The sequence below is a fragment of the Nocardioidaceae bacterium genome (assembly GCA_018672315.1).
Taxonomy (GTDB): Bacteria; Actinomycetota; Actinomycetes; order Propionibacteriales; family Nocardioidaceae; genus TYQ2.
This window is the reverse complement of record CP076053.1, coordinates 1311706-1336160: the sequence shown is the minus strand read 5'-3', so window position 1 is coordinate 1336160 and position 24455 is coordinate 1311706. Positions and strand designations below refer to the sequence as shown.

General features: G+C 72.1%; 22 protein-coding genes and 1 pseudogene. 21 read left to right on the top strand and 2 right to left on the bottom strand.

Going from position 1 to position 24455, the window contains the following annotated elements:
- The first annotated feature begins 1 nt into the window (after nucleotide 1).
- The 15 genes and pseudogenes from KLP28_06215 (at nucleotide 2) to KLP28_06145 (ending at nucleotide 16094) form a co-directional block, all read left to right on the top strand.
- Nucleotides 2-724 carry an amino acid ABC transporter ATP-binding protein gene (locus KLP28_06215; protein ID QWC86844.1) on the top strand — a complete coding sequence of 241 codons (723 nt, stop codon included), beginning with the start codon at nucleotides 2-4 and terminating at the stop codon, nucleotides 722-724.
- Between the two features lie 72 nt (nucleotides 725-796).
- On the top strand, nucleotides 797-1954 hold the full coding sequence (locus KLP28_06210) for a CoA transferase (GenBank protein ID QWC86285.1): 1158 nt from the start codon (nucleotides 797-799) through the stop codon (nucleotides 1952-1954).
- 119 nt (nucleotides 1955-2073) lie between these two features.
- Nucleotides 2074-2313, top strand: coding sequence for a hypothetical protein (locus KLP28_06205; GenBank protein QWC86284.1), 240 nt, complete (start codon nucleotides 2074-2076; stop codon nucleotides 2311-2313).
- A gap of 43 nt (nucleotides 2314-2356) precedes the next feature.
- Nucleotides 2357-2866, top strand: a complete 510-nt coding sequence (locus KLP28_06200; GenBank protein QWC86283.1) for a hypothetical protein — start codon at nucleotides 2357-2359, stop codon at nucleotides 2864-2866.
- Between the two features lie 103 nt (nucleotides 2867-2969).
- The gene (locus KLP28_06195) at nucleotides 2970-4190 is read left to right on the top strand and encodes an acetyl-CoA C-acetyltransferase (GenBank protein ID QWC86282.1); all 1221 of its coding nucleotides are present in this window, start codon (nucleotides 2970-2972) and stop codon (nucleotides 4188-4190) included.
- A 14-nt stretch (nucleotides 4191-4204) separates the two neighbouring features.
- Nucleotides 4205-6397: an enoyl-CoA hydratase/isomerase family protein gene (locus KLP28_06190; GenBank protein ID QWC86281.1), complete on the top strand. Its 2193-nt coding sequence runs from the start codon at nucleotides 4205-4207 to the stop codon at nucleotides 6395-6397.
- 60 nt (nucleotides 6398-6457) lie between these two features.
- Entirely contained in the window at nucleotides 6458-7342 is an 885-nt protein-coding gene (locus tag KLP28_06185; protein QWC86280.1) for an ABC transporter ATP-binding protein, read from the top strand.
- Nucleotides 7317-8927 (top strand): hypothetical protein, encoded by a 1611-nt coding sequence (locus KLP28_06180; GenBank protein ID QWC86279.1) that lies wholly within the window; start codon nucleotides 7317-7319, stop codon nucleotides 8925-8927. Before KLP28_06185 ends, KLP28_06180 begins: the two co-directional genes overlap by 26 nt.
- A 51-nt stretch (nucleotides 8928-8978) precedes the next feature.
- Nucleotides 8979-9987, top strand: a pseudogene (locus KLP28_06175) (acyl-CoA dehydrogenase family protein).
- 64 nt (nucleotides 9988-10051) lie between these two features.
- Nucleotides 10052-10873: an SDR family NAD(P)-dependent oxidoreductase gene (locus tag KLP28_06170; protein ID QWC86278.1), complete on the top strand. Its 822-nt coding sequence runs from the start codon at nucleotides 10052-10054 to the stop codon at nucleotides 10871-10873.
- 4 nt (nucleotides 10874-10877) lie between these two features.
- A complete protein-coding gene (locus KLP28_06165; protein ID QWC86277.1) occupies nucleotides 10878-12023 on the top strand; it encodes a phosphotransferase family protein in 1146 nt (381 codons plus the stop codon).
- On the top strand, nucleotides 12023-12685 hold the full coding sequence (locus KLP28_06160) for a histidine phosphatase family protein (protein ID QWC86276.1): 663 nt from the start codon (nucleotides 12023-12025) through the stop codon (nucleotides 12683-12685). The genes KLP28_06165 and KLP28_06160 overlap by 1 nt, the downstream gene beginning before the upstream one ends.
- Nucleotides 12686-12713: 28 nt before the next feature.
- A complete protein-coding gene (locus KLP28_06155) occupies nucleotides 12714-13451 on the top strand; it encodes an SDR family oxidoreductase (protein ID QWC86275.1) in 738 nt (245 codons plus the stop codon).
- 183 nt (nucleotides 13452-13634) lie between these two features.
- Entirely contained in the window at nucleotides 13635-14459 is an 825-nt protein-coding gene (locus KLP28_06150; GenBank protein QWC86274.1) for a hypothetical protein, read from the top strand.
- Between the two features lie 228 nt (nucleotides 14460-14687).
- The gene (locus KLP28_06145; protein ID QWC86273.1) at nucleotides 14688-16094 is read left to right on the top strand and encodes an MFS transporter; all 1407 of its coding nucleotides are present in this window, start codon (nucleotides 14688-14690) and stop codon (nucleotides 16092-16094) included.
- Between the two features lie 21 nt (nucleotides 16095-16115).
- On the opposite strand, the gene KLP28_06140 is transcribed toward KLP28_06145, so the two are convergent.
- A complete protein-coding gene (locus KLP28_06140) occupies nucleotides 16116-16754 on the bottom strand; it encodes a TetR family transcriptional regulator (protein ID QWC86272.1) in 639 nt (212 codons plus the stop codon).
- A 183-nt stretch (nucleotides 16755-16937) separates the two neighbouring features.
- Here KLP28_06140 and KLP28_06135 point away from each other — a divergent pair, with 183 nt between their 5' ends.
- From KLP28_06135 to KLP28_06125, 3 genes are all read left to right on the top strand, one after another.
- Nucleotides 16938-18077, top strand: a complete 1140-nt coding sequence (locus KLP28_06135; protein QWC86271.1) for an iron-sulfur cluster-binding domain-containing protein — start codon at nucleotides 16938-16940, stop codon at nucleotides 18075-18077.
- Between the two features lie 223 nt (nucleotides 18078-18300).
- Nucleotides 18301-19476: an acyl-CoA desaturase gene (locus tag KLP28_06130; protein QWC86843.1), complete on the top strand. Its 1176-nt coding sequence runs from the start codon at nucleotides 18301-18303 to the stop codon at nucleotides 19474-19476.
- Between the two features lie 75 nt (nucleotides 19477-19551).
- Nucleotides 19552-19815 (top strand): hypothetical protein, encoded by a 264-nt coding sequence (locus tag KLP28_06125; protein QWC86270.1) that lies wholly within the window; start codon nucleotides 19552-19554, stop codon nucleotides 19813-19815.
- Between the two features lie 43 nt (nucleotides 19816-19858).
- Here KLP28_06125 and KLP28_06120 read toward each other — a convergent pair whose 3' ends face one another.
- A complete protein-coding gene (locus KLP28_06120) occupies nucleotides 19859-20506 on the bottom strand; it encodes an acetoacetate decarboxylase family protein (GenBank protein ID QWC86269.1) in 648 nt (215 codons plus the stop codon).
- A 130-nt stretch (nucleotides 20507-20636) separates the two neighbouring features.
- Between KLP28_06120 and KLP28_06115 the strand changes: the two genes are divergently transcribed.
- The 3 genes from KLP28_06115 to KLP28_06105 all read left to right on the top strand — a co-directional run bounded on the left by KLP28_06115 (nucleotide 20637) and on the right by KLP28_06105 (nucleotide 24445).
- Nucleotides 20637-22232: a hypothetical protein gene (locus tag KLP28_06115; GenBank protein QWC86268.1), complete on the top strand. Its 1596-nt coding sequence runs from the start codon at nucleotides 20637-20639 to the stop codon at nucleotides 22230-22232.
- A gap of 71 nt (nucleotides 22233-22303) precedes the next feature.
- Nucleotides 22304-22936, top strand: coding sequence for a class F sortase (locus tag KLP28_06110; protein QWC86842.1), 633 nt, complete (start codon nucleotides 22304-22306; stop codon nucleotides 22934-22936).
- 123 nt (nucleotides 22937-23059) lie between these two features.
- Entirely contained in the window at nucleotides 23060-24445 is a 1386-nt protein-coding gene (locus KLP28_06105; protein ID QWC86267.1) for a hypothetical protein, read from the top strand.
- Nucleotides 24446-24455 lie beyond the last annotated feature (10 nt).

Below are 24455 nucleotides of genomic sequence, written 5' to 3'. Positions count from 1 at the left end.
GCTGCTGCAGGTGCGCGGCCTGCGCAAGACCTACGGCGACCGCGTCGTGCTCGACGGGATCGACCTCGACGTCTCCGCGCACGAGGTCGTCTGCCTCATCGGCGCCTCGGGGTCCGGCAAGTCGACGCTGCTGCGCTGCCTGAACCTGCTCGAGGACGTGGACGACGGCGAGGTGCACCTGGACGGGCAGGACCTGCTCGACCCGCGCGGGGACCTGCGTGCCGTGCGCCGGCGCATGGGCATGGTGTTCCAGGCCTACAACCTCTTCCCTCACATGACCGTGCGGGAGAACCTCGTGCTCGCGCCGGTCAAGGTGCACGGCACCTCCCGTGACGAGGCCGAGCGGCGCGCGCAGGAGCTCCTCACGCGGTTCGGCCTGGGCGAGGTGATGGACGCCCACCCCGACCGCCTCTCCGGCGGGCAGCAGCAACGGGTCGCGCTCGTCCGGGCCCTGGTGCCCGCCCCGTCGCTGCTGCTGCTCGACGAGGTGACCTCCGCGCTGGACCCCGAGCTGGTCGGCGAGACGCTCGACGTGCTCCGCGAGCTCGCCGCCGAGGGCATGACGATGGTGCTCGCCACCCACGAGATGTCCTTCGCCCGCGAGGTCGCCAGCACCGTCTGCTTCCTCGACGCCGGGCGCATCGTCGAGCGTGGGACGCCGGCCGACGTGCTGGGCAACCCCCGCGAGGCGCGTACGCAGCGCTTCCTCGCCCGGGTCCTCTGAGAGGACTGCGGCCCGCCACGCGGACGCCGGCACCGTGACAGCACTGCTGTCACGATCTGCCATGCTGCGCGGATGAGCATCGAACTCGGTCGGGGCACCGGCCCCCTCGCAGGCATCAAGGTCGTCGAGATCGCGGGCATCGGACCCGGGCCGCACGCGTGCATGCTGCTCGCCGACCTCGGCGCCGACGTCATCCGCGTGGAGCGTCCCGGTGGGGCGATGAGCGTGACCAGCCGAGAGGGCGACCTGCTGCTGCGCGGTCGGCCCAGCGTCGCGCTCGACCTGAAGCACCCCAGGGCGCTGGAGACCGTGCTCGAGCTCGTCGACGACGCCGACGTGCTGATCGAGGGCATGCGTCCCGGTGCCGCCGAGCGCATGGGCATCGGACCCGACGCCTGCCTGGGTCGCAACCCGCGACTGGTGTACGGCCGCATGACCGGCTGGGGCCAGGACGGCCCGTGGGCTCAGATGGCGGGCCACGACATGAACTACATCGGCCTCACCGGCATCCTCGACGGCCTCGGTCAGGACCGTGGGCGCCCGCACTTCCCCGCCAACCTGCTCGGCGACTTCGGCGGCGGGTCGCTCTACCTGGTCGTCGGGGTGCTCGCCGCCCTGCTGGAGGCGCAGCGCTCCGGTGAGGGGCAGGTCGTCGACGCCGCCATCGTCGACGGCACCGCGCACCTCGCCGCGATGACCGTCGCACAGCTCGTCGAGGGTGCCCTGACGGAGAAGCGCGGACGCGGTCTGCTCGACGGTGGCGCGCCCTTCTACGACGTGTACGCGACCTCCGACGGCCGCCACATGAGCGTCGGCCCGTTGGAACCGCAGTTCTTCGCCGAGTTCGCGCGCCTGCTCGAGCTGCCGGACGACGCGCCGGGACAGTTCGAGCTGGAGCGCTGGGGGGAGCTGCGCGAGACGCTCACGCGGCGGTTCGCGGAGCGTACGCAGGCCGAGTGGGCCGGGGTGTTCGACGGCACGGACGCGTGCGTCGCGCCGGTCCTGCGCTTCGGTGAGGCGGTCGACCACCCGCACCTGACCGCCCGGGGCGTGTACGCACCGCACGAGGGCCTGCGCCAGCCCGCGCCGGCGCCACGCTTCTCGCGTACGCAGGCCTCCCTGACCCGCAACCCCGGCGCCGTCGGCGCCGACACGCTGGCGGCGCTGCGCGCGTGGGGCGTGGAGTCCCCCGAGCAGCTCGTCGCCGAGGGGGCTGCCCACCAGGCCTGACGAGCTCGGATCCGCGTCCCACCCCGGGGGGTGAGGATCCGTATAGACCCGTTGTCCTGTTCGGGACCGAAGACCTAGGTTGTGAGACCTGGGCCGGGGGGCCTGACCGAGGAGGGGACATGACGCACGACGACGGCGTCCGTGCCGAGGGTGCGATGGTGGTGCCGTTCGCGCCGACCGGGCCCCGTGCGGTCGTCCCTCCGCAACGCGGCGGCGACCACGAGGACCTCGCGTCGCTGGGCATCTCGGTGGAGGACCCGGTGCGTTTCTTCGCCGGCCTGGTGCACGCCGTCTGGATGATGGCCCTGGCGTCCGCCGTGGTGGTCGCCGTCGTGCTGGCGACCGACACGGTCATCTGAGCGGGTCCGTGCGCAGGTCGGCCTCGGGGGGCAGGCTGCGGCCATGACCCGACGTCCCGAGACCGGCGCCGGCGCCGTGGCTCCCCTCCTCGCGTTGCTGCTGCTCGTCGTCGGGCTGGCGGCGCTGAACTACCCGCTCTACGACCACGTGCGTGACCAGCGGGTGCTCGAGCAGACCGGCGTGGTCAGCAGCGCCTCCGTCCTGACGACCGAGGTGCAGGGTGAGGCGGGCGAGGAGACGTACGCGGTCGTCTGGCAGCTGGGCGAGGCCGGCGGCGAGCGACGCTCGGAGGTGGACGAGGAGACCTACCGGGTCGCGGAGAACGAGCGCACCGTCGAGGTGCGCTACCCCGAGGGCGAGCCGGAGGTCGCGTACGCCGTGGGCCGCACCAGCGACCCCGACGCCCCGACCTGGGTGCTGGGGGCGGACGCCGCGCTGCTCGTGCTGCTCGTGCTGCTCGCGGCCACCGTGGGGCGCCGGCGCGTACGCGGTGCCGCCGACCGGTTCCTCGGCACGTCGCGGCAGCACGAGGAGAGCGACGTCACGCGCTGAGGGGCGTACGGGACCGGGTCGCACCTTCCAACCGTGACAGTGCTGGTGTCATGATGGCTGCGCAGCAGAACCCACGCAGCCGACACGAGAAGGGTGGCAGTCCATGACGCCACAGCCCGAGGCCCTCATCTACGACGCCGTCCGTACGCCCCGCGGCAAGGGCAAGAAGGACGGCTCCCTGCACGAGGTCAAGCCGGTCGACCTGGTCGTCGGCCTGATCGACGAGGTGCGCAAGCGCAACCCCGAGCTCGACGTCGACCAGATCGACGACGTGGTGCTCGGCTGCGTCAGCCCGGTCGGTGACCAGGGCGCCGACATCGCCAAGACCGCCGCACTCGCCGCGGGCCTGCCCGAGACCGTGTCGGGCGTCCAGCTCAACCGCTTCTGCGCCTCCGGCCTCGAGGCCGTGAACCAGGCCGCCTCCCGCGTCGCGTCCGGCTTCGAGGACCTGATCCTCGCCGGCGGCGTGGAGTCGATGAGCCGCGTGCCGATGGCCTCCGACGGCGGCGCCTGGGCGATGGACCCCGCCACCGCGCTGGCGACCGACTTCGTGCCCCAGGGCATCGGCGCCGACCTGATCGCCACCGTCGAGGGCTTCAGCCGCCGCGACGTCGACGAGTTCGCCGCCGAGAGCCAGGCCCGCGCCGCCAAGGCGCGCGCGAACGGCTTCTTCGACAAGTCCGTGATCCCGGTCGTCGACGCCAACGGCGTGACGATCCTCGACCACGACGAGTTCATCCGCGAGGGCACCACCGCGGACGGTCTGGCCAAGCTCAAGCCGAGCTTCGCCCAGATCGGCGACCAGGGAGGCTTCGACTCGGTCGCCCTCGAGAAGTACCACTGGGTCGAGAAGATCGACCACGTCCACCACGCCGGCAACTCCTCCGGCATCGTCGACGGCGCCGCCCTGGTGGTCATGGGCAGCCGCGAGGCCGGCGAGCGGCTGGGCATGACCCCCCGCGCGAAGGTGCTCAGCGTCGCGGTGTCCGGCGCCGACCCGACGATCATGCTGACCGGCCCCGCTCCCGCCTCGCGCAAGGCGCTGGAGAAGGCCGGCCTCGAGGTGGGCGACATCGACCTCTTCGAGATCAACGAGGCCTTCGCGGCCGTGGCCATGCGCTTCATGAAGGACATGGGCATCAGCCACGACATCACCAACGTCAACGGCGGCGCGATCGCCATGGGCCACCCGCTCGGCGCCACCGGCGCGATGATCCTCGGCACCCTGCTCGACGAGCTCGAGCGCCAGGACAAGCAGCGCGGCCTCGCCACCCTGTGCGTGGGCGGCGGCATGGGCATCGCGACCATCATCGAGCGGATCTGAGGAACCTCCCCGACATGAGCACCACGACTGAGAAGCAGAGCTCCGTACGCGTCGAGATCGGTGAGGACGGCGTCGCCGTCCTCACGCTGGACGACCCGAACGCGTCGGCGAACACGATGAACGACCTCTACCGCGAGTCGATGAGGGCCGCGGTGGACGAGCTCGAGGCTGCCGGCGACGCCGTCAAGGGCATCGTCATCACCAGCGCGAAGAAGACCTTCTTCGCCGGCGGCGACCTCAAGGGCATGATGAGGACCACGCCCGCGGACGCCGAGGCCGTCTTCGAGCAGGTCGAGGGCATGAAGGCGGACCTGCGCCGCCTCGAGAAGATGCCGGTCCCTGTCGCCGCGGCCATCAACGGCGCCGCGCTGGGCGGCGGCCTCGAGATCGCTCTCGCCTGCAACCGCCGCTTCTGCCTCGACTCCTCGTCGGTGCAGATCGGTCTCCCCGAGGTCACCCTCGGCCTGCTGCCCGGCGGCGGCGGCGTGACGCGTACGGTCCGCATGTTCGGTCTCTCCGACGCCCTCATGGGCGTGCTGCTGCAGGGCCCGCGCATGAAGCCGGCGCAGGCGCTGGAGAAGGGCCTCGTCGACGAGCTGGTCGGCAGCCTCGACGAGCTCGTCCCGGCCGCCCGCGCCTGGGTAATCGCCAACGCCGGCAACGAGGACGCGGCCATGCAGCCCTGGGACAAGCCGGGCTACAAGATGCCTGGCGGCACCCCGAGCAACCCGAAGCTCGCGCAGTTCCTGCCGGCCTTCCCGGCCAACCTGCGCAAGCAGCTCAAGGGCGCGAACTACCCCGCCCCGCGGGCCATCATGTCCGCGGCCATCGAGGGCGCGCAGGTCGACTTCGACACCGCGAGCCGCATCGAGTCGCGCTACCTCGCGGGCCTGATCACCGGCCCGAACGCGAAGAACATGATCCAGGCGTTCTTCTTCGACCTGCAGGCCATCAACTCCGGCGCGCTGCGGCCCGAGGGCTACGACGTCTACAAGCCGGCCAAGGTCGGGGTGCTCGGCGCGGGCATGATGGGCGCGGGCATCGCGTACTCCTTCGCACGGTCCGGCATCGAGGTCGTGCTGCGCGACGTCTCGATCGAGTCGGCCGAGCGCGGCAAGGCGTACTCGACGAAGATCCTCGACAAGGCCGTCTCCCGCGGCAAGATGACCGAGGAGGCCAAGGGCGAGGTGCTCGCTCGCATCACCGCCACCGACTCTGTCGCTGACCTCGCGGGCTGCGACACGATCGTCGAGGCCGTCTTCGAGGACCCGTCGCTGAAGCACAAGGTCTTCGCCGAGGTGCTCGAGGTCGTCGGCTCCGACGCCCTGATCTGCTCCAACACCTCGACGCTGCCGATCACCGAGCTGGCGACCGGGGTGGACCGTCCCGAGGACTTCGTGGGTCTGCACTTCTTCAGTCCCGTCGACAAGATGCCGCTGGTGGAGATCATCCGCGGCGAGAAGACCTCCGACGCCACCACCGCGAAGGCGCTGGACCTGGTGATGCTGCTGAAGAAGACCCCGATCGTGGTCAACGACAGTCGCGGCTTCTACACCAGCCGCGTCATCGGCACGATGGTCAACGAGGGCCTCGCGATGCTCGCCGAGGGCGTCGCGCCGATGTCGATCGAGCGGGCGGCGACACAGGCCGGCTACCCGGTCGGCCCGCTGCAGCTCTCCGACGAGCTCAACATGGAGCTCATGGCCAAGATCGGCAAGGCCAACCGCGACGCGGTCGAGCGCGAGGGCGGGGAGTACACGCCCCACGCCGCCGAGTCGGTCATCTCGAAGATGATCGAGCTCGAGCGGTCGAGCCGGCTCAAGGGCGCGGGCTTCTACGACTACGACGAGGACGGCAGGCGTGCCGGCCTGTGGTCGGGCGTGACGGAGGAGTTCCCGACGGCCGAGCGGCAAGTCCCGTTCGCGGACCTCAAGGAGCGCCTGCTCGTCATCGAGGCCGTCGAGACCGCCCGCTGCTTCGCCGAGGGCGTCATCCAGTCGGCCGCCGCGGCCAACATCGGCTCGATCTTCGGCATCGGCTACCCGGCCCTGACCGGTGGCTGCGTGCAGTACATGGAGGGCCACGAGGGCGGTCTGCAGGGATTCGTCGCCCGGGCGAACGAGCTCGCCGATCAGTACGGCGAGCGGTTCCGTCCGCCGTCGGACCTCGTCGAGCGCGCCGAGGCGGGTCGCACCTACCGCGACTGACCCGCCCACCGGTCCCCGACGCCGGTCCCCGCACCTGTCCCGACACCTGGACGCCCGCACATGCGGGCGTCCAGGTGCTTCTGCGGGTCTGTACGCCCGCACAAGCACGGGGAGGCCCGCGTACGCGGGCGTTCAGGGGGGCGGCCCAGGGGCCGGCAGGGGGGTTGGGCGGCGGGGCTTTGCCGTCACCGTGCGCGAACCCCGGCGGCGGGCCGCCCCGCAGGGGAGACTGGTCGGGTGAGCAACCCGTTGATCGACGTACGCGGCCTGGGCGTGCGCTTCGACGGCGTCGTGGCCGTCAGCAGCGTCGACCTCACGGCGTACGCGGGCCAGGGGCTCGCCCTGCTCGGGCGCAACGGTGCCGGCAAGTCCACGACCATGCGGGTGCTGGCCGGGGTGGTGCCCGCGACAGGCGGGCACGTACGCGTCGCCGGGGCCGACCCGCGGCTGCAGCCGATGGTGGTCAAGCGGGCGATCGGCTACTGCCCCGACGTCGGCGGCCTGGTGCCGCGAGCGACACCGTGGGAGCACCTGCAGCTCTCCGCCCGGCTGCGCCGCCTGAGCGACTGGGAGGAGCGCGGCCGCGCCCTGCTCGACCGGTTCGACCTCGGCGACGCCGCGCACCGGGTGACCGCCGGCTTCTCCCACGGCATGGGACGCCGCCTCTCGGTCGCGCTCGCCGCCCTGCACGAGCCCGAGGTGCTCCTGCTCGACGAGCCCTTCGACGGCGTGGACCCCACCGGCGTCGAGGCGACGCTCGAGGTCATCGCCGACGCCCGCGCCCGCGGCGCCGCCGTGCTGGTCTCGACCCACCTGCGCGACCTCGCGCTCGAGGGGTGCGGCGAGGCGCTGGTGCTCCGTGGCGGTGAGGTGGTCGCCTCGCTGACGGCCCAGGAGCTGCGCGGCGAGGAGGGTGCGGGTGTCTACCGCAGCCTCCTCACCTGATCCCGGGACCGACAGGCCGCCGCGGGCGTACGCCTTCGACCTCGGCCAGGTCGTGCGCGCCGTCGGTGACGTGCGCACCCTGGTCAGGTTCCGGGTCGGGGTCATCCCGCCCGCCGGGCGCCGCCGGCTGCGGCTCGCCGCCCTGGGTGTGGGTCTGCTGACCCTGCTGGTCGCGTTCGTGCCGGCCCAGGTATCCGGCGCCGACGCCGCCACCAGCGACTCGGCCTCCGACGTGCTCCTGCTGCTGCCGACCGCGTACCTCGCCGTGCTCCTGGTTGCTCTCGTCACCGCGGCGGCCTCCGGCGGCGGCCGCGAGCTGGTCGCGCGCGACCTCGCGGTCGCGTTCCCGGTCAGCCCGACCGCCGACCACCTCGGTGCCCTGCTCATGGCCCCGCTCAACATCGCGTGGCTGCTGCAGACCTGGACGGTGCTGGGGTTGACCGCGTACGCGCTCGGCCCCGGCGACGGCCTCCTCGGCAACCTCGGTCTCGTCGCCGCCCAGGTGCTCGTGCTGGTGTGGGTGCTGGCGGCGACCGCGATCGCGCAAGTGCTCGCCTGGGCGTTGGAGTGGCTGCGGCGCGGTCGTCACGGGCCGTGGCTCCTGCGCGGGCTGCTGCTCGTCGTCGGCGCGGCGGGTGCCTGGCTCGTGCTCACCGGACAGGTGACCAGCACGCTGGACCGTTCCCCGACGGTGCAGGTCGCCATCGGTGTGGTGCAGGGCGCGGACACCGCGTGGCTCGGCTGGCTGGTCACCCTGACCCGCCTGCTGGCGCTGACGGTCGCCGCCGTCGCCTTCGGGGCCTTCGTGGCCCGGTTGGCGCTGCGGCGTGCGCCGCGTGACGAGGCCGGGCTGGAGTCCCGGCGCTTCGCGCCGCGGCGTACGCCCACCTCCGACGTCGTGGCCATGCTGCGCACCGACCGGGCAACCGTGTGGCGGTCGGTGCCGCTGCGACGCGGGCTCGCCGTGCTGGCCGTGACCCCGGGGCTCGTCGCCCTGGCGGGCGGCGTCGGCTGGGACGTGCTGCCGATCCTCCCCGGCCTCGTCTGCGCCGGCGGCGCCCTGCTCTTCGGCGTCAACACGTGGTGCCTGGACGGTCGCGGGGCGATCTGGCGCGAGAGTCTGCCGGTCTCGCCGGGGCTGGCGTACGCGGTGCGCTCCTGGGTGCTGCTCGAGGTGCTCCTGGTCGCCGAGCTCACGACCATGGCGCTGGCGGTCTGGCGCGCCGGTCCCGTCACCGCACCGATCCTGGTCGCGACGGCGGTGACCCTGGTCGTGCTGCCGCTGCAGGTGGTGGCGACCTCGATGCAGTGGTCGGGACGCCGCCCGTTCGCGGTCGACATGCGCTCGGCGCGGGCGACGCCGGCGCCGCCGGCGCTGATGGTGGGGTACTCCGCCCGCCTCGCCCTCATCACCACCCTCACCGGCGTGCTGCTCGCGAGCGTCGCGATGCTCGGCTCGTGGTCCTACCCGGTGGTGTTCGGGGTTCCCTTCGTGCTGCTGGCGCTGCGTCGTTGGGAGGCCGCGCGGGCCGTGTGGGCCGACGCCGACCGGCGTACGGAGATCGTCGCCGTCGTCGCGGGCTGACCGCCTGCGACGTCGTGTGACCGCAGCCACCCCTGCTACTAGGGTCGGTCCATGGACTTCGCCCACTCCGACCGTGCCCAGGACCTCGCCGATCGCGTACGCCGGTTCGTCGTCGAGAAGGTCGAGCCGGCCGAGGAGACCATCACCGCCGACCTGCGCGAGGCCAGGGCGGCGGGCAAGGACACCTGGTACGTCCACCCGCTCGTCGAGGAGCTGAAGACCGAGGCCCGCGACCAGGGCCTGTGGAACCTCTTCCTTCCCGCCGGTCACGAGCGCGACTACGCCGAACGGTTCGGCACCGACGGCGGCACCGGCCTCTCCAACGCCGACTACGCACCGGTCGCCGAGCAGATGGGCCGCAGCTCGCTGGCCCCGCTCGTCTTCAACTGCAACGCTCCCGACACGGGCAACATGGAGGTGCTGCTCAAGTACGGCACCGACGCCCAGCGCGAGCAGTGGCTCGAGCCGCTGCTGCGCGGTGAGATCCGGTCGGGCTTCGCGATGACCGAGCCGGCCGTGGCCTCCTCCGACGCCACCAACATGGCGGCCACCGTGGTGCCCGACGGGGACGAGCTGGTCGTCAGCGGCCGCAAGTGGTGGACCACCGGCATCGGGCACCCGCAGAACGAGATCCTCGTCTTCATGGGGCTCGCCGACCGCCGAGCGTGCGCTCGAGCTGGCGATCACCCGGTCGACCTCCCGCGAGGCGTTCGGACGCCCGATCGTGCGCCTCGGCGGCAACCGCGAGCGCATCGCCGACGCCCGCATGGCCATCGACCAGGCCCGCCTGCTGGTGCTGCACGCGGCCTGGAAGCTCGACACCGCCGGGTCCCGTGGATCGGTCGCCGAGGTCTCCGCGATCAAGGTCGTCGTGCCCCGCATGGCGCAGCAGGTCATCGACATGGCGATGCAGCTGCACGGCGGCGGCGGTGTCTCCACCGACTTCCCGCTCGCCGAGGCGTGGGCCGGTGCCCGTAGCCTGCGGCTGGCCGACGGTCCCGACGAGGTCCACCAGGGCGTCGTCGCGAAGATCGAGCTCGGCAAGTACGCCGGCGCCTGACGTACGGACAACCAGACATCCCCCGAGACATCCCCGAGACATCCCCGAGGCAGAAGGACACCGCGTGACCGAGCCAGCCACGACCAACCCCCAGGGCCGTCGGGTCCTCATCACCGGCGCCGCCTCCGGCCTCGGCGCCGCCCTCGCGCGCGCCTTCGCCGCGAACGGCGACCGGGTGCTGCTCACCGACATGACCGCTGCGGCCGACACCCCCGAGGGCGACACCTCCTACCTGCTGCTCGACGTCTCCGACCAGGACGCCTGGGACTACGCGAGGACGCACGTCGAGGAGACCTGGGGCGGCCTCGACGTGCTCGTCAACAACGCCGGGGTCGCCGGCGGTGGACGCCTCGACGTGGTCGGCGAGGACGAGTGGTACCGGGTGCTCGACATCAACCTGCTGGGCGCCGTCCGCGGCATCAAGGCCTTCGGCGGCATGCTCAAGGACTCCGACGGCGACACGGCGATCATCAACATCGCCTCGCTCGCCGGCATCGTGCACCCCGCGGGCATGGCCTGCTACTCCGCCTCGAAGGCCGCGGTGCTGGCGCTGACCGAGACCATCCGGCACGAGTTCGGCCACGCCGGCGTGCACGCGATGGCGGTGTGCCCCAGCTACTTCAAGACCGCGCTGTCGAGCACCTTGAGCGACGCCGACGACGTCGTGGCCGGCATCGCCGCCGACCTGATGACGAAGTCGGAGGAGAAGGCCGACGAGATCGCCGCCGAGGTGGTGCGCGCCCTCGACGCCGGCGAGACGCTGCTGCTGCCCGACGAGGACGCCAAGCGGGCCGTCGCGATGAAGCACGACGACCCCGAGGCGTACGAGAAGCAGATGGCCAAGCAGGCCGCCAGCCTGCGCGAGCGGGCCGGCGAGAAGGCCTGACGGCGTGGCTGCGCAGGTGGACAACAACCCGGCCGGCGAGCTCCGCGAGGAGGACGCCTTCGACGTCGCCGCGGTCGTCGAGTGGCTCCGCGGTGTCGTCGGCGCCCAGGCGTGGCTCGAGGACGAGCCGCGCGTACGCCAGTTCGGCGGCGGCGCCTCCAACCTCACCTACCAGCTCGACTTCGGCCCCGAGGGTGGCGAGCCCAGCCAGGTACGGTCCCTGATCCTGCGCCGCCCACCGGTCGGGGCGAAGGCGTCGGGAGCGCACGACATGGTGCGCGAGTTCACGGTGCAGCACCGGCTGCGCGACCACTTCAGCAAGGTCGCGCCCATGATCGGCCTCTGCCAGGACCACGACGTCATCGGCTCGGACTTCTACGTCATGGAGCGCGTCGACGGCGTCATCCTGCGCCGCGACCTGCCCGAGGGCATGACGCTGGACGAGCAGCAGGCCCGCGCCCTGTGCGAGCGCATGCTCGACACCCTCGTGGAGCTGCACGGCGTCGACCACGAGGCCGCCGGCCTCGACGACCTCGCCAAGGGCTGGGGGTACGTCGAGCGACAGGTCTCCGGCTGGTCCAAGCGCTACCGCAACGCCATCACCGACGACGCCGGCGACTACGAACGCGTGATGGGCTGGCTCGCCGAGCACCAGCCCGATGACGTGGCGCAGACGATGATCCACAACGACTACCGCTTCGACAACCTGGTGCTCGACACCTCGGGGGTCGACGGTGAGGACCGCGAGCCTCGCATCCGCGCGCTGCTCGACTGGGAGATGGCGACCGTCGGCGACCCGCTGATGGACCTCGGCGGTCTGGTCGCGTACTGGATCCAGGACGACGACGACGAGGTCTTCCAGCAGTTCCGTCGCCAGCCCACGCACCTGCGGGGCATGATGACGCGCTCCGAGGTCGTCGCCTACTACTGCGACCGGGCCGGCTACGACATGACCGAGGAGCGGTGGCGCTGGTACGAGGTCTTCGGCCTGTTCCGCCTCGGGGTGATCGCGCAGCAGATCTACTACCGCTACTTCCACGGGCAGACCCACAACGAGGCGTACGCGCACTTCGGTCCCGTCGCCCGCTACCTCGAGCAGCGGTGCGAGAAGATCATCGACGGCTCCTCGACCGCGGGCACGGGCCACTGATGGGGCGACTGCTCCTGGTCCGGCACGGCCAGGCCTCGTGGGGAGCGGCGGACTACGACCAGCTCTCCGGCACCGGCGAGAAGCAGGCGCGCCAGGTGGGCGGCTGGCTCACCCGCCACGGCGTGAAGCCCTCGCTGCTGGTGCACGGCGGCATGAAGCGGCACCGTCAGACCCTCGACGGCATGCTCGAGTGCGCGCCCTGGAACGCCGAGGTGGAGCACGACGACGGCTGGGCGGAGTTCGACCACGTCGCGGTGCTCGCCGCCCACCGGGCGCCCTGGGGGGAGGACCGTCCGCCGTCGAAGGAGGCGTTCGGGTCCTGGTTCACCGAGGCCCTCACGAAGTGGATGGACGGGGACGGCAGCGTGGACGCGGAGTCCTACGCCGACTTCACCGCCCGCGTGGAGGTGGCGCTGCGGCGTACGGCCGAACGTCTAGCCCAGCTCGACCCCAAGGGCACCGCGATCGTCTCCACCTCCGGCGGCCCGATCGCCTGGGCCGTGGCGCACCTGATCGGCGCCGGGTCGGGCTCGTGGCAGCCGCTGAACCGCGTCACCGTGAACTCGTCGGTGACCACCGTCGTCTCCGGCGCCTCGGGCCTGTCGCTGATCACCTTCAACGAGCACCCGCACCTGCCGACCGAGCAGGTCACCTACCGCTGAGTCCCCACAGATCGACGCAGGAGCTGCCATGACCGTCACCCTGATCACCGGCGCGTCCTCCGGGCTCGGCGCCGAGACGGCGCGTCAGCTCGCCGCGAAGGGACACGACCTCGCGCTGTGCGCGCGGCGTACCGACCGGCTCGAGGAGCTGACGGCGGAGATCACCGCCGCCCACGACGTCCGCGTGGAGCACCGCGCGCTCGACGTCGACGACCACGACGCCGTACGCGAGGTCGTGCAGGCCTTCGCCGCCGACTTCGGCGGCCTGGACCGTGTCGTGGTCAACGCCGGCATCGGCAAGGGCGCGAAGCTCGGCACGGGACGCTTCGACGCCAACCGCGACACGCTGCTGACCAACGTCGTCGGTGCACTGGCCCAGATCGAGGCGGCGCTGGAGGTCTTCCGCGCCCAGGAGCGCGGTCACCTCGTGCTCGTCTCCTCGGTCGCCGCGCTGCGAGGCCTGCCACGGGCCCAGACCGCGTACGCCGCCTCCAAGGCCGCGCTCGCCCACCTCGGCGAGGGACTGCAGATGGAGCTGCACGGCACGGACATCTCGGTGACGGTGCTCTACCCCGGCTACATCGACTCCGAGATGAACCACGGCAACACCAGCCCGCTGATGGTCTCGACCGAGAAGGGCGTCCGCGCCATGGTCGCCGCGATGGAGAAGGGCACCGACCACGCCGTCGTGCCCGCACTGCCGTGGTCGGTGCTCGGTCGGGTGCTCGAGCACGCGCCGCGCGCGATCGCGCGACGCCTGGTCTGAGGCGTCCGCTGTTCTCCGGGCCTTCGACGGGGCCGTTCACGATGAACGGTTGCGACGTCCTCAGCGAGTGAAAACGGTCGCAATGGCTCACCGTGAACGGTTGTGACGGCGGCCCTTTCTCGGGCGCGGGCAGGCCTGTGGATGACGCGAGCGACACGTGCCGATACCGCGCACGATGGCGTCATGCTCGACACTCGCCGCCCTTTCACCCGCTCGGACGCGCTCGCGGCCGGCGTTCCCGCCTCCCTGTTGCGCGGCTCGCGGTTCCGCAAGATCTTCCGAGGCGTGTACGTCGACGCGGCGGTCATGGCATCCACTCGCGAGCGCACCGAGGCAGCGCTGCTGATCTTCCCCGATTCGGCGCGGGCATCGCACACGAGCGCTGCCCGCATCTACGAGGTCCCCGTGCCGACGATCGCGCAGGAGCACGTCTCTGTGGGACGCGCCGAGGAGCGCCGTCACCGAGAAGGCATCGTCTGCCATGTCTCGCCCGGCGACTCACGCCTCACCCGAGGCGTCCGCGTGTCGACGCCGGAGGTCATGTTCGTCGAGCTCGCGGAGCTGCTCGAGCTGGTCGACCTGGTGGTGGTCGGAGACAATCTCGTGCGGACGGGTCGTGCTTCGCGTGAGTCGCTCTCGGAGGCGGCGAGATCCGCCCGCGGAGTCGTGGGACGTCTCGCCTGTTCGGCGGCGGCCCTGATCCGAGAGGGCGTGGACTCCCCGATGGAGACCCGGCTGCGGTTGCTCCTGGTTCTCGCGGGATGCCCCGAGCCACAGGTCAACGCGACGCTGAGAGGGGGCGACGGAGAGGTCCTCCGCCGCTACGACCTGAGCTGGAACACCGCACGCCTGATCGTGGAGTACGACGGCCGTCATCACATCGACGGGAGCCACAGTGGCAGCGGGACATCGACCGGCGTCATGCGATCGAGAACGACGGATGGCGGCTCATCGTCGTCACGGCGCACGGGATCTACCGTGACCCGGCAGCGACGGTCGCCCTGGTGATGGACGCACTGCGTCAGCGCGGAGAGCCGGGCGTGCCGTCGCGCGCCCTCGCCGATTGGCGGCCGCACTTCGTCCGATGACCCGGCGGGGTCACAACCGTTCATGGTGCGCCGCCGTGACGTGAGCACGCCCTGCCTGGGTGTCACAACCGCTCACCATGCGCCGTCGTGACATGAGCACGCCCTGCCTGGGTGTCACAACCTGCAGGTCGCCTGCCACGCTTGCTGCGTGACGCAGCAGCAGCCCGGCCTGGCACTCACCTCCGGGGCCGGCCGGTGGGTGCTGGCTGCCGCCTCGCTCGGCACGGGGTTGGCGTTCCTCGACCAGACCGTGGTCAACGTCGCGCTGCCCACCCTGGGTGAGGACCTCGGAGCCTCGACCAGTCAGCTGCAGTGGGTGGTCAACGCCTACCTGCTCACCCTCGCCTCCCTGGTGCTGGCGGGCGGGTCACTGGGTGACAGGTTCGGCCGTCGCCGTGTCTTCACGATCGGCACCGTGTGGTTCGCCGTGGCCTCGTTGGCGTGCGCGCTCGCCCCGAGTCCGGTGGTGCTCATCGCGGCTCGGGCTCTCCAGGGCATCGGCGCGGCGCTCCTGGTGCCGGGCAGCCTCAGCCTGATCCAGGCGTCGTTCCGTCCGGCCGACCGTTCCGCGGCCATCGGCTGGTGGACGGGGCTGGGGGGCATCGCCATGGTCATCGGGCCCCTGGCCGGGGGTGCGCTCGTCGAGCTCGTCTCCTGGCGCTGGATCTTCGCCGTCAACCTCCCGCTGGCGGCACTGGTGGTCTGGGTCAGCGCGAGGCACGTGCCGGAGTCGCGGGATCCCGACGTGCACCCCGGCCTGCGTGGACTCGACGGGGGCGGTGCGGCGGCCAGCGTGGTGGCGCTGGGTGCGGCGACGTACGCGCTCATCGAGACCGGCACCCCGCTGACGCTCCCCGCCGCCGTGCTCGCCGCGCTGGGACTGGGCGCGCTCGTTCTCGTCGAGCGTCGCGTACGCACCCCGCTGATCCCGGTCGAGCTCTTCGCCGACCGCACGTTCGCGGTGGCGAACGGCCTGACCCTCCTGGTGTACGGCGCACTCGGCTCGCTGACGTTCTTCCTCGTGCTGCAGCTGCAGACCACGACGGGCTGGTCGGCGGTCGAGGCCGGGCTGGCGACGGTGCCCATCACCGCGATGATGCTGCTGGGGGCCGGCCGGTCCGGTGCGTACGCCGCGGCCCACGGGCCCCGTCTGCAGCTGACGCTCGGCCCGCTGCTCGCCGCCGCGGGCACCTGGTTGCTCGCCGGGGTCGATGCGGACACGGCCTACCTCACCGGCGTGCTCCCCGGCGTGCTGGTCTTCGGTGCCGGTCTCGTCGCGCTCGTCCCACCCCTGACCTCGAGCGTCCTGGCCGCCGCGCCCGACGAGCACGCGGGATCGGCGAGCGGGGTCAACAACGCCCTGGCGCGTACGGGCAGCCTGCTCGCGGTCGCCGCCCTGCCCTCGCTGGTGGGCCTGCGCGGTGGCGACTACGCAGACCCCGACGCCCTGACCGAGGGCTACCGCGCCGCTCAGCTGATCGGGGCCGCGGTGCTCGCCGGCGGTGGGGTGCTGGCCTGGGTCGGCCTCCCGCGACGCATCGAGCTCGACGCCTGACGCGGGCCCGTCGGAAGACCGTCAGACCTGCGGCTTCCAGCCGACGACCCCGACGACGATCATGCCCATCTGCTTGCGGGCACGTCGCATGATCTCGGCCTCGCGCTCCGCGGGTGAGTTGATCAGCTCGCCGGCGGTGTGGACCATCAGCTGCACCATCAGGTTCGACAGCAGCGCCAGGTCGGCCCCGGACCACCGGCGCAACGGCTCCATGCGGGCGAGGTCGGTGGAGAGCTCCCGCTCGAACTGGTCGAGGCCGCGGCTGATGGCCTCGCGGATCTCCGCGATCCCGCCGTACATCTCGCGGCCGATGAAACGGAAGTGGGGACGCTGCGTCCGCGAGAACTCCGCGACGACCGCGACGGAGCGGTCGAGGATCTCCTCGACCGGTGGATCCTCGCGGCGCACGGCCCGCACCATCTCGCGGACGGCGGCGAACGACTCGTCGACCAGCGCGAGGCCGAGCTCGTCGACGCTGGCGAAGTGCCGGTAGAAGGCGGTCGGCACGATGCCGACCTCCTTGGCCAGGCGTCGCAGCGACAGGGAGCTGAAGCTCTCGTGCTCGAGCAGGTCCAGGGCCGCTGCCATCAAGGCGTCCCGCGTGCGCTGCTTGCGCTCAGCGCGGGTGATGCCCTCGGCAGGCGCGGACGGGTCGGACACCTACACATCGTAAGACCACCAGACCAGCGTCATTCACAGAACACCTGTAGCGCTTGTGAGGTGCGTCGCGGAGAAAGTCCGACAAGGGTTTGACGCGTGACCGGGCGGCCACGCTATCGTTGAAGGTGTACAGGCGTTCACTCAATAAGATGTCTGGCCCCCCTCCACGAAAGGCAGGCCACCATGAGCATCGCTCAGACCCTGCTGCGGTCCAGGGCCGCCGCGGCGCTCACCGCGCCCCATGGCGTCGACCGCTACCTGGAGCAGATCAACCCGATGTGGGCCGCGCACGAGGTGCGCGCCCGGATCGTCTCGATCGAGCGTGAGACGCACGCTCTCGACGACCCGGCCCCCGTCGCGACCATCACGCTCCAGCCCACCTCCACCTGGCGCGGTCACCGCGCCGGCCAGCACGTGCAGCTCGGCGTCGAGATCGGCAGAGGGGTCGGCGGCGCCCGTCGTACGACCCGCGCGTTCTCCGTCTCCAGCGCCGAGTCCGGCCCCGGGGAGCGCTTCACCATCACGGTGCGCGCCAACCCCGAGGGCACGGTGTCCAAGCACCTGGTGCATGACGCCATGCCGGGCGAGATCGTGCACCTGTCGCAGGCGCAGGGCGACTTCACCGTCACCCCGGACCGGGGCGACCCGGTGCCGATGCGCCTGGTGATGGTCACCGGCGGCTCCGGCATCACGCCGGCCCTGTCGATGGTTCGTACGCTGCTGCGCCAGCGCTACCCCGGTCGCGTCAGCTTCGTGCACTTCGCACAGAGCCCGGACCACCAGATCGCGGCCGACGAGCTCGCCGCGATCAGCGCCGCCGACAACGGCGTCGACGTGCACCTGGTGCACGGCGAGCTGTTCACCGCCGAGCGGCTCGAGGCCCTCGTGCCCGACCACCGCAGCGTCCGCGCCTGGGCGTGCGGACCGGCGGCCATGATCGAGCTCGTGCAGGAGGCGTACGACGACCTCACGGTCGACGGCACGCCTGCGGACCGGGGTGGCGAGCCGCTGCTCGCCGTCGAGTACTTCAAGACCCCCGTCCTCGACACCGCCGACGCCGAGGGCACGGTCTCCTTCTCCCAGTCCTCCGGCGCCCCGGGCGCGGAGGGCGAGAACACCGGCGCGACCCTGCTCGAGCAGGCCGAGGCCCTCGGCCTCTCCCCGCAGTACGGGTGCCGCATGGGCATCTGCTTCAGCTGCGTCGCCACGAAGTCCAGCGGCACCGTCCGCGACGTCGTCTCCGGTGAGACCTCGGCCGCGCCGGACGAGGACATCCGCATCTGCATCTCCCAGCCCGTCGGCTCCTGCCAGGTCCAGCTCTGACCGGGCCGACCCCACCACCTCAGCCATCAGCCACCATCAGGAGGCACGCATGAGCATCACCAACCCCCTCAGCAAGCCGGTCCGCAGCAAGGCCCCCACCGGCAAGGGCGACCTCAAGGGTCCGCTCGCCACCACCGAGCTCCCCGAGGGCTCGACCTCGGGCACCCCCTCGGCCCCCGACGCGACCGAGACCGAGCAGGTCGCCGCCGGCCGTGTCATCGACATGGACACCGTCGACCCCACGACGGTCGCGGGCCGCTACGGCCTCACGCCGCGCCAGGTCGAGGAGTTCGGCGCCGAGGTCGAGGCCATCCGCAAGCGCGTCATGGACGACCTCGGCGAGACCGACGCGGCGTACATCCGCAAGGTCGTGAAGTACCAGCGCGGCTTCGAGGTCGCCGGGCGCGCCCTGTTCTACCTGCCGCCGTTCTGGCCGCTGGCCGTCGCGTCGCTGTCGGTCTCCAAGATCCTCGACAACATGGAGATCGGCCACAACGTCATGCACGGCCAGTACGACTGGATGGGCGACCCGGCCCTGAACTCGAAGATGTTCGACTGGGACAACGTCTGCCCCGGTGAGCAGTGGAAGTACAGCCACAACTACATCCACCACACCTTCACCAACATCCTCGGCAAGGACCGCGACATCGGCTACGGCATCCTCCGGATGGACGAGGAGCAGCCGTGGCACCCGTACTATCTGGGCAACCCGGTGTACGCGTTCCTGCTCATGGTCTTCTTCGAGTGGGGCGTCGCCCTGCACGACCTCGAGGTCGAGAACATCGTGAACGGCACGCGCTCGATCGAGCAGAACAAGCCGCTCCACGCGGGCATCATGCGCAAGGTCAAGAAGCAGGCACTGAAGGACTACGTGCTCTTCCCGCTGCTCACCGGGCCGTTCGCACCGCTGACGTTCGTCGGCAACGCGACCGCCAACCTGGTGCGCAACGTGTGGGCGTACAACATCATCTTCTGCGGCCACTTCCCGGCCGGTGTCGAGACCTTCACCGAGGCCGAGACCGAGGACGAGACCCGCGGCCACTGGTACTTCCGCCAGATCCTCGGCTCCGCGAACTTCGAGGGCGGCCCGCTGCTGCACATGATGAGCGGCAACCTGTCGTTCCAGATCGAGCACCACCTGTTCCCGGACATGCCGGCACGGCGCTACGCCGAGATCGCCCCGGAGATCCAGGAGCTGTGCGAGAAGTACGGCCTGCAGTACAACACCGGCGGCATCTTCAGCCAGCTCGGCTCGGTCTTCAAGAAGATCGCGCGGCTCGCACTGCCGGGCAGCGCCAAGAAGGAGACCGTGGCAGGCCCGACCGCGCCCGGCACGGGTCAGCCGCTCGTCCCCGAGGACGTCGACGGTGAGACGCGCGTACGCGCCTCGGCGGCCTGAGGACGCCCGCCCGAGCGCACCCGGGGCGGGGCACCCACGTTGTGCCCCGCCCCGGCGTACGCGCACAATGCCGCCATGGCAGACGACGTGACCGGAAGCCCCGAGCGACCCGGTGGGCGCCGCGGTGATCGCCTCAGCCGTGCCGAGATCAACAAGGACGCCGTGCAGGACGCGGTCACCGCGACCACCGGCGCCGTCGGCGACGTCATGGGCATCGTCGTGAAGGCGGTCGGCGACGTGGCCAGGTCCGTGGGCGGTCTCGCGACCGACCTGTTCGAGATCCGGGACGCCTCACGGCGCGCCAAGGACGACTGCGGCGAGGACCCCCGCGGGAAGTGACCCCTCGCGAGAAATGACCCCTCGCGAGTTGTGACCTCTCGGGTCAGCCGAAAGACATCGAGAAGTCGGCGGCGACGAACGAGGCGACCTGTCGGGCGTCCCGGAGCCAGGCCAGGGCTCCGTCGGGCGCGAACTCCCAGGTCGAGCGTGCCGGGGCGACCCGGGCGCGCCCCGCCACGGTCGTGACCACCTCGCCGCGGTCCTGCGGTGTCGCGTCCGGCACGTGCTCGCGCTGCTGCCGGGTGCCGAAGGAGAACGGGGCCGGGACGGCGAGGGGCCCGACGGTGCGAGCGGTGACCGAGACGACCGACCCCGGCACGGGCTCGCTGGACGGCAGCGTCACCTCGGCGTCCAGGCGCATACCGGAGCCGCCGTCGCCGGCGCCCTCGAACTGCAGGTCGGCCATGCCCTTCGGGATGGCCCACAGCCTCCGGCCGCCCGCGAGCGAGACCTCCGAGTCCACCCAGATGTCGGTGATGGTCACCCGCGTCGGCAAGGGACGTCGCAGTCGGGCCACCAGCAGCTCGCGGTAGGTCAGCACGCCGCCCGAGCGGTAGTCGACGAGCGCGCACCCGTACAGGCCACGCGGGCGCTCACCGCCCGGTCCCCGGGTCTCGTGCGAGCGGCTGAGCCAGAAGGTCGAGCACCACAGGTCTCCGCGCAGGTGCCAGGGAGCCGGGGGGTGGGTCACGAGGTCAGCGTACGAGCAGGTCGCCCCGGGGTTAAGGATCCGGCGAGACGCCTCGCGGTCGAGTCGGATACCTCCAGACTCGTACGCACGGCGCGGTCCGCGCGTCGGGATCCGAGGAAGGGACCGTGCGATGAGCCTGCGCCGCCGCGAGGACGAGATCGACCGCGCACCGAAGGACCGACGTGTCCGTGCGGTGAAGGCTGGGATCGCCGCCATGAGCACGGCCACGCTGCTGGCGATGGCCCTGCCGGTGCAGGCGGCCACCACGGACGGGTCGGGGGGTTCGGACCGGAGCCGGGGTCTCGCCCAGGCCGACGCCTCGGCCCTCGGGATCACGCTGGCGGGCACCCCGCTGGTCAGCACGGGGACGACCTCGGCGCGCGACTCCGGCTCCGGCGAGGAGGTGACGGGCCAGGTGCTCCCTCCGCTCGACGTGCTGGGCGCGCAGGGGATCCTGCCGGTCTCGCTGCTGGTGCAGGACGCGCTGGCCGAGGTGGACAGCAACAGGGCCCTCTCCGCCGCGTGCGCCGGGGTGGCCGGGGAAGGCGCCTCGGTCATCGGGATCGGCGACGCGGGCTGCATCGAGCCCGGAGCCGACGTGCTCGGCCTGCTGACCAGCCTCGACCTCACCGCCCTGCAGATCAGCGACGTGAGCGACACCGTCGACTCCCTGCTGACCGACGTGCTCGGCGACCTGCTCGGCAACCTGGGCAACACCCCGACGCCCGGCGGCGGAACCCTCGACGACGTGACGGGCGGTGCGGTCGGTGACCTCGGCGGCGGGCTCGGCGGTGTCGTGGACGACGTGGTCGACGGCGTCGTCGATTCCGTGGTCGACGGGGTCCTCGACCCGGTCACCGATCCGCTCCAGGCGGTGCTCGACCAGGTCACCACGCCCGTGCAGGCCGTGGTCGACCAGCTGGAGGCCTCGCTGCCGGAGCTGGGCCTCGGCCTCAGGCTCCGGGCGGTCGAGGCGAGCTGCACCGCCGACGGCACCCGCGCGGACGGCGCGAGCACGCTGACCGATGCGGGCGTCGTGCTGGCAGGGGGCCCCGCCGGGGAGCTGACGCTGGTCGACCTGCCGGTGCTGCCCGCTCCGAACACCGATGTCGTCGTCGACCTCGACGAGGTCGTCACCGACCTGCTGGACGGACTGCGGACCGACCTCGAGAACTCCCTCGGCGGCGTCGCCGCCGACCTGACCCTCCTCACCGATGCCCTGCAGGCGCAGATCGTCGACACCGTGCTCGCCCAGGTCGCCCCGCAGCTGGCGCCGCTGAGCGAGAACGTGCTGCGGCTGACCCTCAACCGTCAGACCACGCCCGAGTCGGGCGCGCTCGAGGTGACCGCCCTGTCGGCGGAGGTGCTGCCGGCGGCGGCTGCCCTCGGTGGTCCGAGCAACCTGGCCGCGGTCACCATCGGCACCGTCGCGTGCGGGCCGAACGAGCGTGCGGGCGCGCCCGTGGTCGAGGAGCCCGAGGAGCCCGAGGGCCCGACGGACCCGCAGACGCCGGGGACCCCGAGCGACCCCACCGACCCCACCGACCCGGGTGCGCCGCAGGGCGGACCCGGTGACGTGCCGACCGCCGTCGACGCGGGCGTCGGCACCGTGCCGACCTCGGGCCCGGTGACCGGAGCCGCTGCCGTCCTCCTCGCGCTGGCCGCGGGGGCCGCGGGCCTGCTGGCGCGACTCCGCCGCCGGGACCAGCTCGCCGCCGGCCGATGAGCCCGGCCCGTCCGCCGTCACGTCGCCTCGCCCGGACGGTCGGCCTGGTGCTGCTGCCCGCCGGGCTGGCGATGACGGTGTACGGCACGACCGCGGCCGCGCACGACGTGTGGTCCGACGGGACCCGCGACAGCGCTCCGCCCGGGTTGGCGACACCGGCGACACCGGCGTCACCGACGTCGTCCTCCGATGCCGTCGCGGCGGCATCGCCGTCCCCGGCTCAGGGCGACGCGAGCCGCATCGGACGACGTACGCCGGTGGGCGAGGCCGCGCCACCCACGGGCATCACGGTGCCCGCGCTCGGCATGAAGGCCCGCGTGGTCCCCGTGGAGGTCTCACCCGACGGGGTACTCGACCCGCCCTCCGACGTCTCGCTGGTCGGCTGGTGGCAGCGCTCGGCCCCGCTGGGGGTGGAGTCCGGACAGACCGTGCTCACGGGCCACTCGGTGCACGACGGTGGCGGCGTCATGGACGACCTCGAGCAGCTCGAGACCGGTGACCGGGTACGGGTCTTCAGCGAGGGTGCGCTCGCGCGCTACCGCGTCGCGGACGTCGAGGTCTGGAGCAAGGCGGAGCTCGCAGAGCGGGCTCTGGAGATCTTCGGTCAGGACCGTGACCCCGACCGGCTGGTCCTCGTCACCTGTGAGGACTGGAACGGGTCGGACTGGGAGTCCAACGTCGTCGTTACCGCCGATCCCGTCTGAGGGGTCGCGTGTCTTGGCAGTCCATGACACCGTGGTCCGTACCGGTCGTGCGTGGGAGCGCACGGCCTTCGCCTGCCCGCGCCCTGACGGACGCGGGTCGACTGACGACTCGGGAGATCTCTCGTGAAGAAGCTGCGCCACCCCAGCCTCGCCATCGCCGGCGCCGCCGTCCTGACGCTGCTGTCCGCGGTGTCCGCGAGCGCGGCGGACGTGGTCGCCCGGGCCGACGCCTCGGCGCTCACCGCCACGATCGCCGGCACCCAGACCGTCGACGCCGGCGCCGTGCAGGTGACCAACGACGGCGAGCGTGAGACCAAGACCGGTCAGGCGAACCCGCCGCTGAGCGTGCTCGGCGACCAGTCGCTGGCCGCCGTCGGCGTGCTCGCCCAGGACGCGACGACCCGCATCGAGAACCGCGACGGTCTCTCGGCCGCGTGCGCCGGTGTCGCCGGCGACGGGGGGTCGGTCGTCGAGATCGGCGAGACCGGCTGCCTCGAGCCGGGCGACAACGTCGACCTCGGGCTGGGCTCCCTGGACCTGAACGATCTCGACCTGGCCGACGTGACGTCGGTGCTGGGTGACCTCGACCTCGGCTCGCTGGGCGACGTCGGTGGCTCCCTGGAGGACCCGACCCAGGGCGGCGACACGGGGGTCGAGGACGGTGGCGGGGCGCTCGACGAGGTCGGTGACACCGTCGACGACGCGCTCGACCCGGTCACGATGCCCCTCGACGAGGTGCTCGACCAGATCACCGGTCCCCTGCAGGGTGTGGTCGACGCGGCCGAGTCGCAGCTGGGCGACCTCGGCCTCACCGCCTCCTTCGGTGCCGTCGAGGCGATCTGCGCTGCCGAGCCGGGCGCGGCCGAGGGCGCCGCGACCCTGACGGACGCCGAGGTCACGCTGGCCGGTGGACCCGCGGGCGAGGTGACCCTGCTGGACCTCCCGGTCGACCCCGCGCCGAACACGCGGCTGGTCACCGACCTCGGCGGCGTCACCGACGCCGTGTTCGCCGGGTTGCGCACCAATCTGCAGAACGCCCTCCAGGGCCAGGCGGAGCAGCTGACGGTGCTGACCGACGCCGTCCAGGAGCAGGTCGTCGACGCCGTCCTCGACCAGGTGCAGGGTCAGCTCGCGCCGCTCGAGGACAACGTGCTCGAGGTCGTGCTCAACAAGCAGGAGCAGCCCTCCCAGGATCGCATCGAGGTGACGGCCCTGGACCTGCGCCTGCTGCCCGCCGCCGCCGCGTTCGGTGGTCCCGACAGCCTCGCGGCCGTGCAGATCGGCATGGTGGGCTGCGGCCCGAACGCGCGCGTGGCACCGCAGGAGCCGGCCGCCCCGGCGCCGCCGGCCGACGTGCCCGAGCTGCCCACCGCCGTCAGCGCCGGTGACGTCGCCGCCTCCGGTCCCGTCGACGGTGCCTGGCTGTGGGGCGGTCTCACCGCCCTGGCCGGCGCGGCCGGTCTCGCTGGTCTCGGTCGGGCGCGCGGTCTGCGGAGGCAGCGCGTCTGATGGGTCGTCA

What these genes read in the sequence shown, in the direction of transcription:
- KLP28_06210 (QWC86285.1), top strand. Translation starts at nt 797, where the DNA reads ATGAGCATCGAACTCGGTCGGGGCACCGGCCCCCTCGCAGGCATCAAG.
- KLP28_06205 (QWC86284.1), top strand. Translation starts at nt 2,074, where the DNA reads ATGACGCACGACGACGGCGTCCGTGCCGAGGGTGCGATGGTGGTGCCG.
- KLP28_06200 (QWC86283.1), top strand. Translation starts at nt 2,357, where the DNA reads ATGACCCGACGTCCCGAGACCGGCGCCGGCGCCGTGGCTCCCCTCCTC.
- KLP28_06195 (QWC86282.1), top strand. Translation starts at nt 2,970, where the DNA reads ATGACGCCACAGCCCGAGGCCCTCATCTACGACGCCGTCCGTACGCCC.
- KLP28_06190 (QWC86281.1), top strand. Translation starts at nt 4,205, where the DNA reads ATGAGCACCACGACTGAGAAGCAGAGCTCCGTACGCGTCGAGATCGGT.
- KLP28_06185 (QWC86280.1), top strand. Translation starts at nt 6,458, where the DNA reads ATGCGGGCGTCCAGGTGCTTCTGCGGGTCTGTACGCCCGCACAAGCAC.
- KLP28_06160 (QWC86276.1), top strand. Translation starts at nt 12,023, where the DNA reads ATGGGGCGACTGCTCCTGGTCCGGCACGGCCAGGCCTCGTGGGGAGCG.
- KLP28_06155 (QWC86275.1), top strand. Translation starts at nt 12,714, where the DNA reads ATGACCGTCACCCTGATCACCGGCGCGTCCTCCGGGCTCGGCGCCGAG.
- KLP28_06150 (QWC86274.1), top strand. Translation starts at nt 13,635, where the DNA reads ATGCTCGACACTCGCCGCCCTTTCACCCGCTCGGACGCGCTCGCGGCC.
- KLP28_06135 (QWC86271.1), top strand. Translation starts at nt 16,938, where the DNA reads ATGAGCATCGCTCAGACCCTGCTGCGGTCCAGGGCCGCCGCGGCGCTC.
- KLP28_06130 (QWC86843.1), top strand. Translation starts at nt 18,301, where the DNA reads ATGGACACCGTCGACCCCACGACGGTCGCGGGCCGCTACGGCCTCACG.
- KLP28_06125 (QWC86270.1), top strand. Translation starts at nt 19,552, where the DNA reads ATGGCAGACGACGTGACCGGAAGCCCCGAGCGACCCGGTGGGCGCCGC.
- KLP28_06115 (QWC86268.1), top strand. Translation starts at nt 20,637, where the DNA reads ATGAGCCTGCGCCGCCGCGAGGACGAGATCGACCGCGCACCGAAGGAC.
- KLP28_06110 (QWC86842.1), top strand. Translation starts at nt 22,304, where the DNA reads ATGACGGTGTACGGCACGACCGCGGCCGCGCACGACGTGTGGTCCGAC.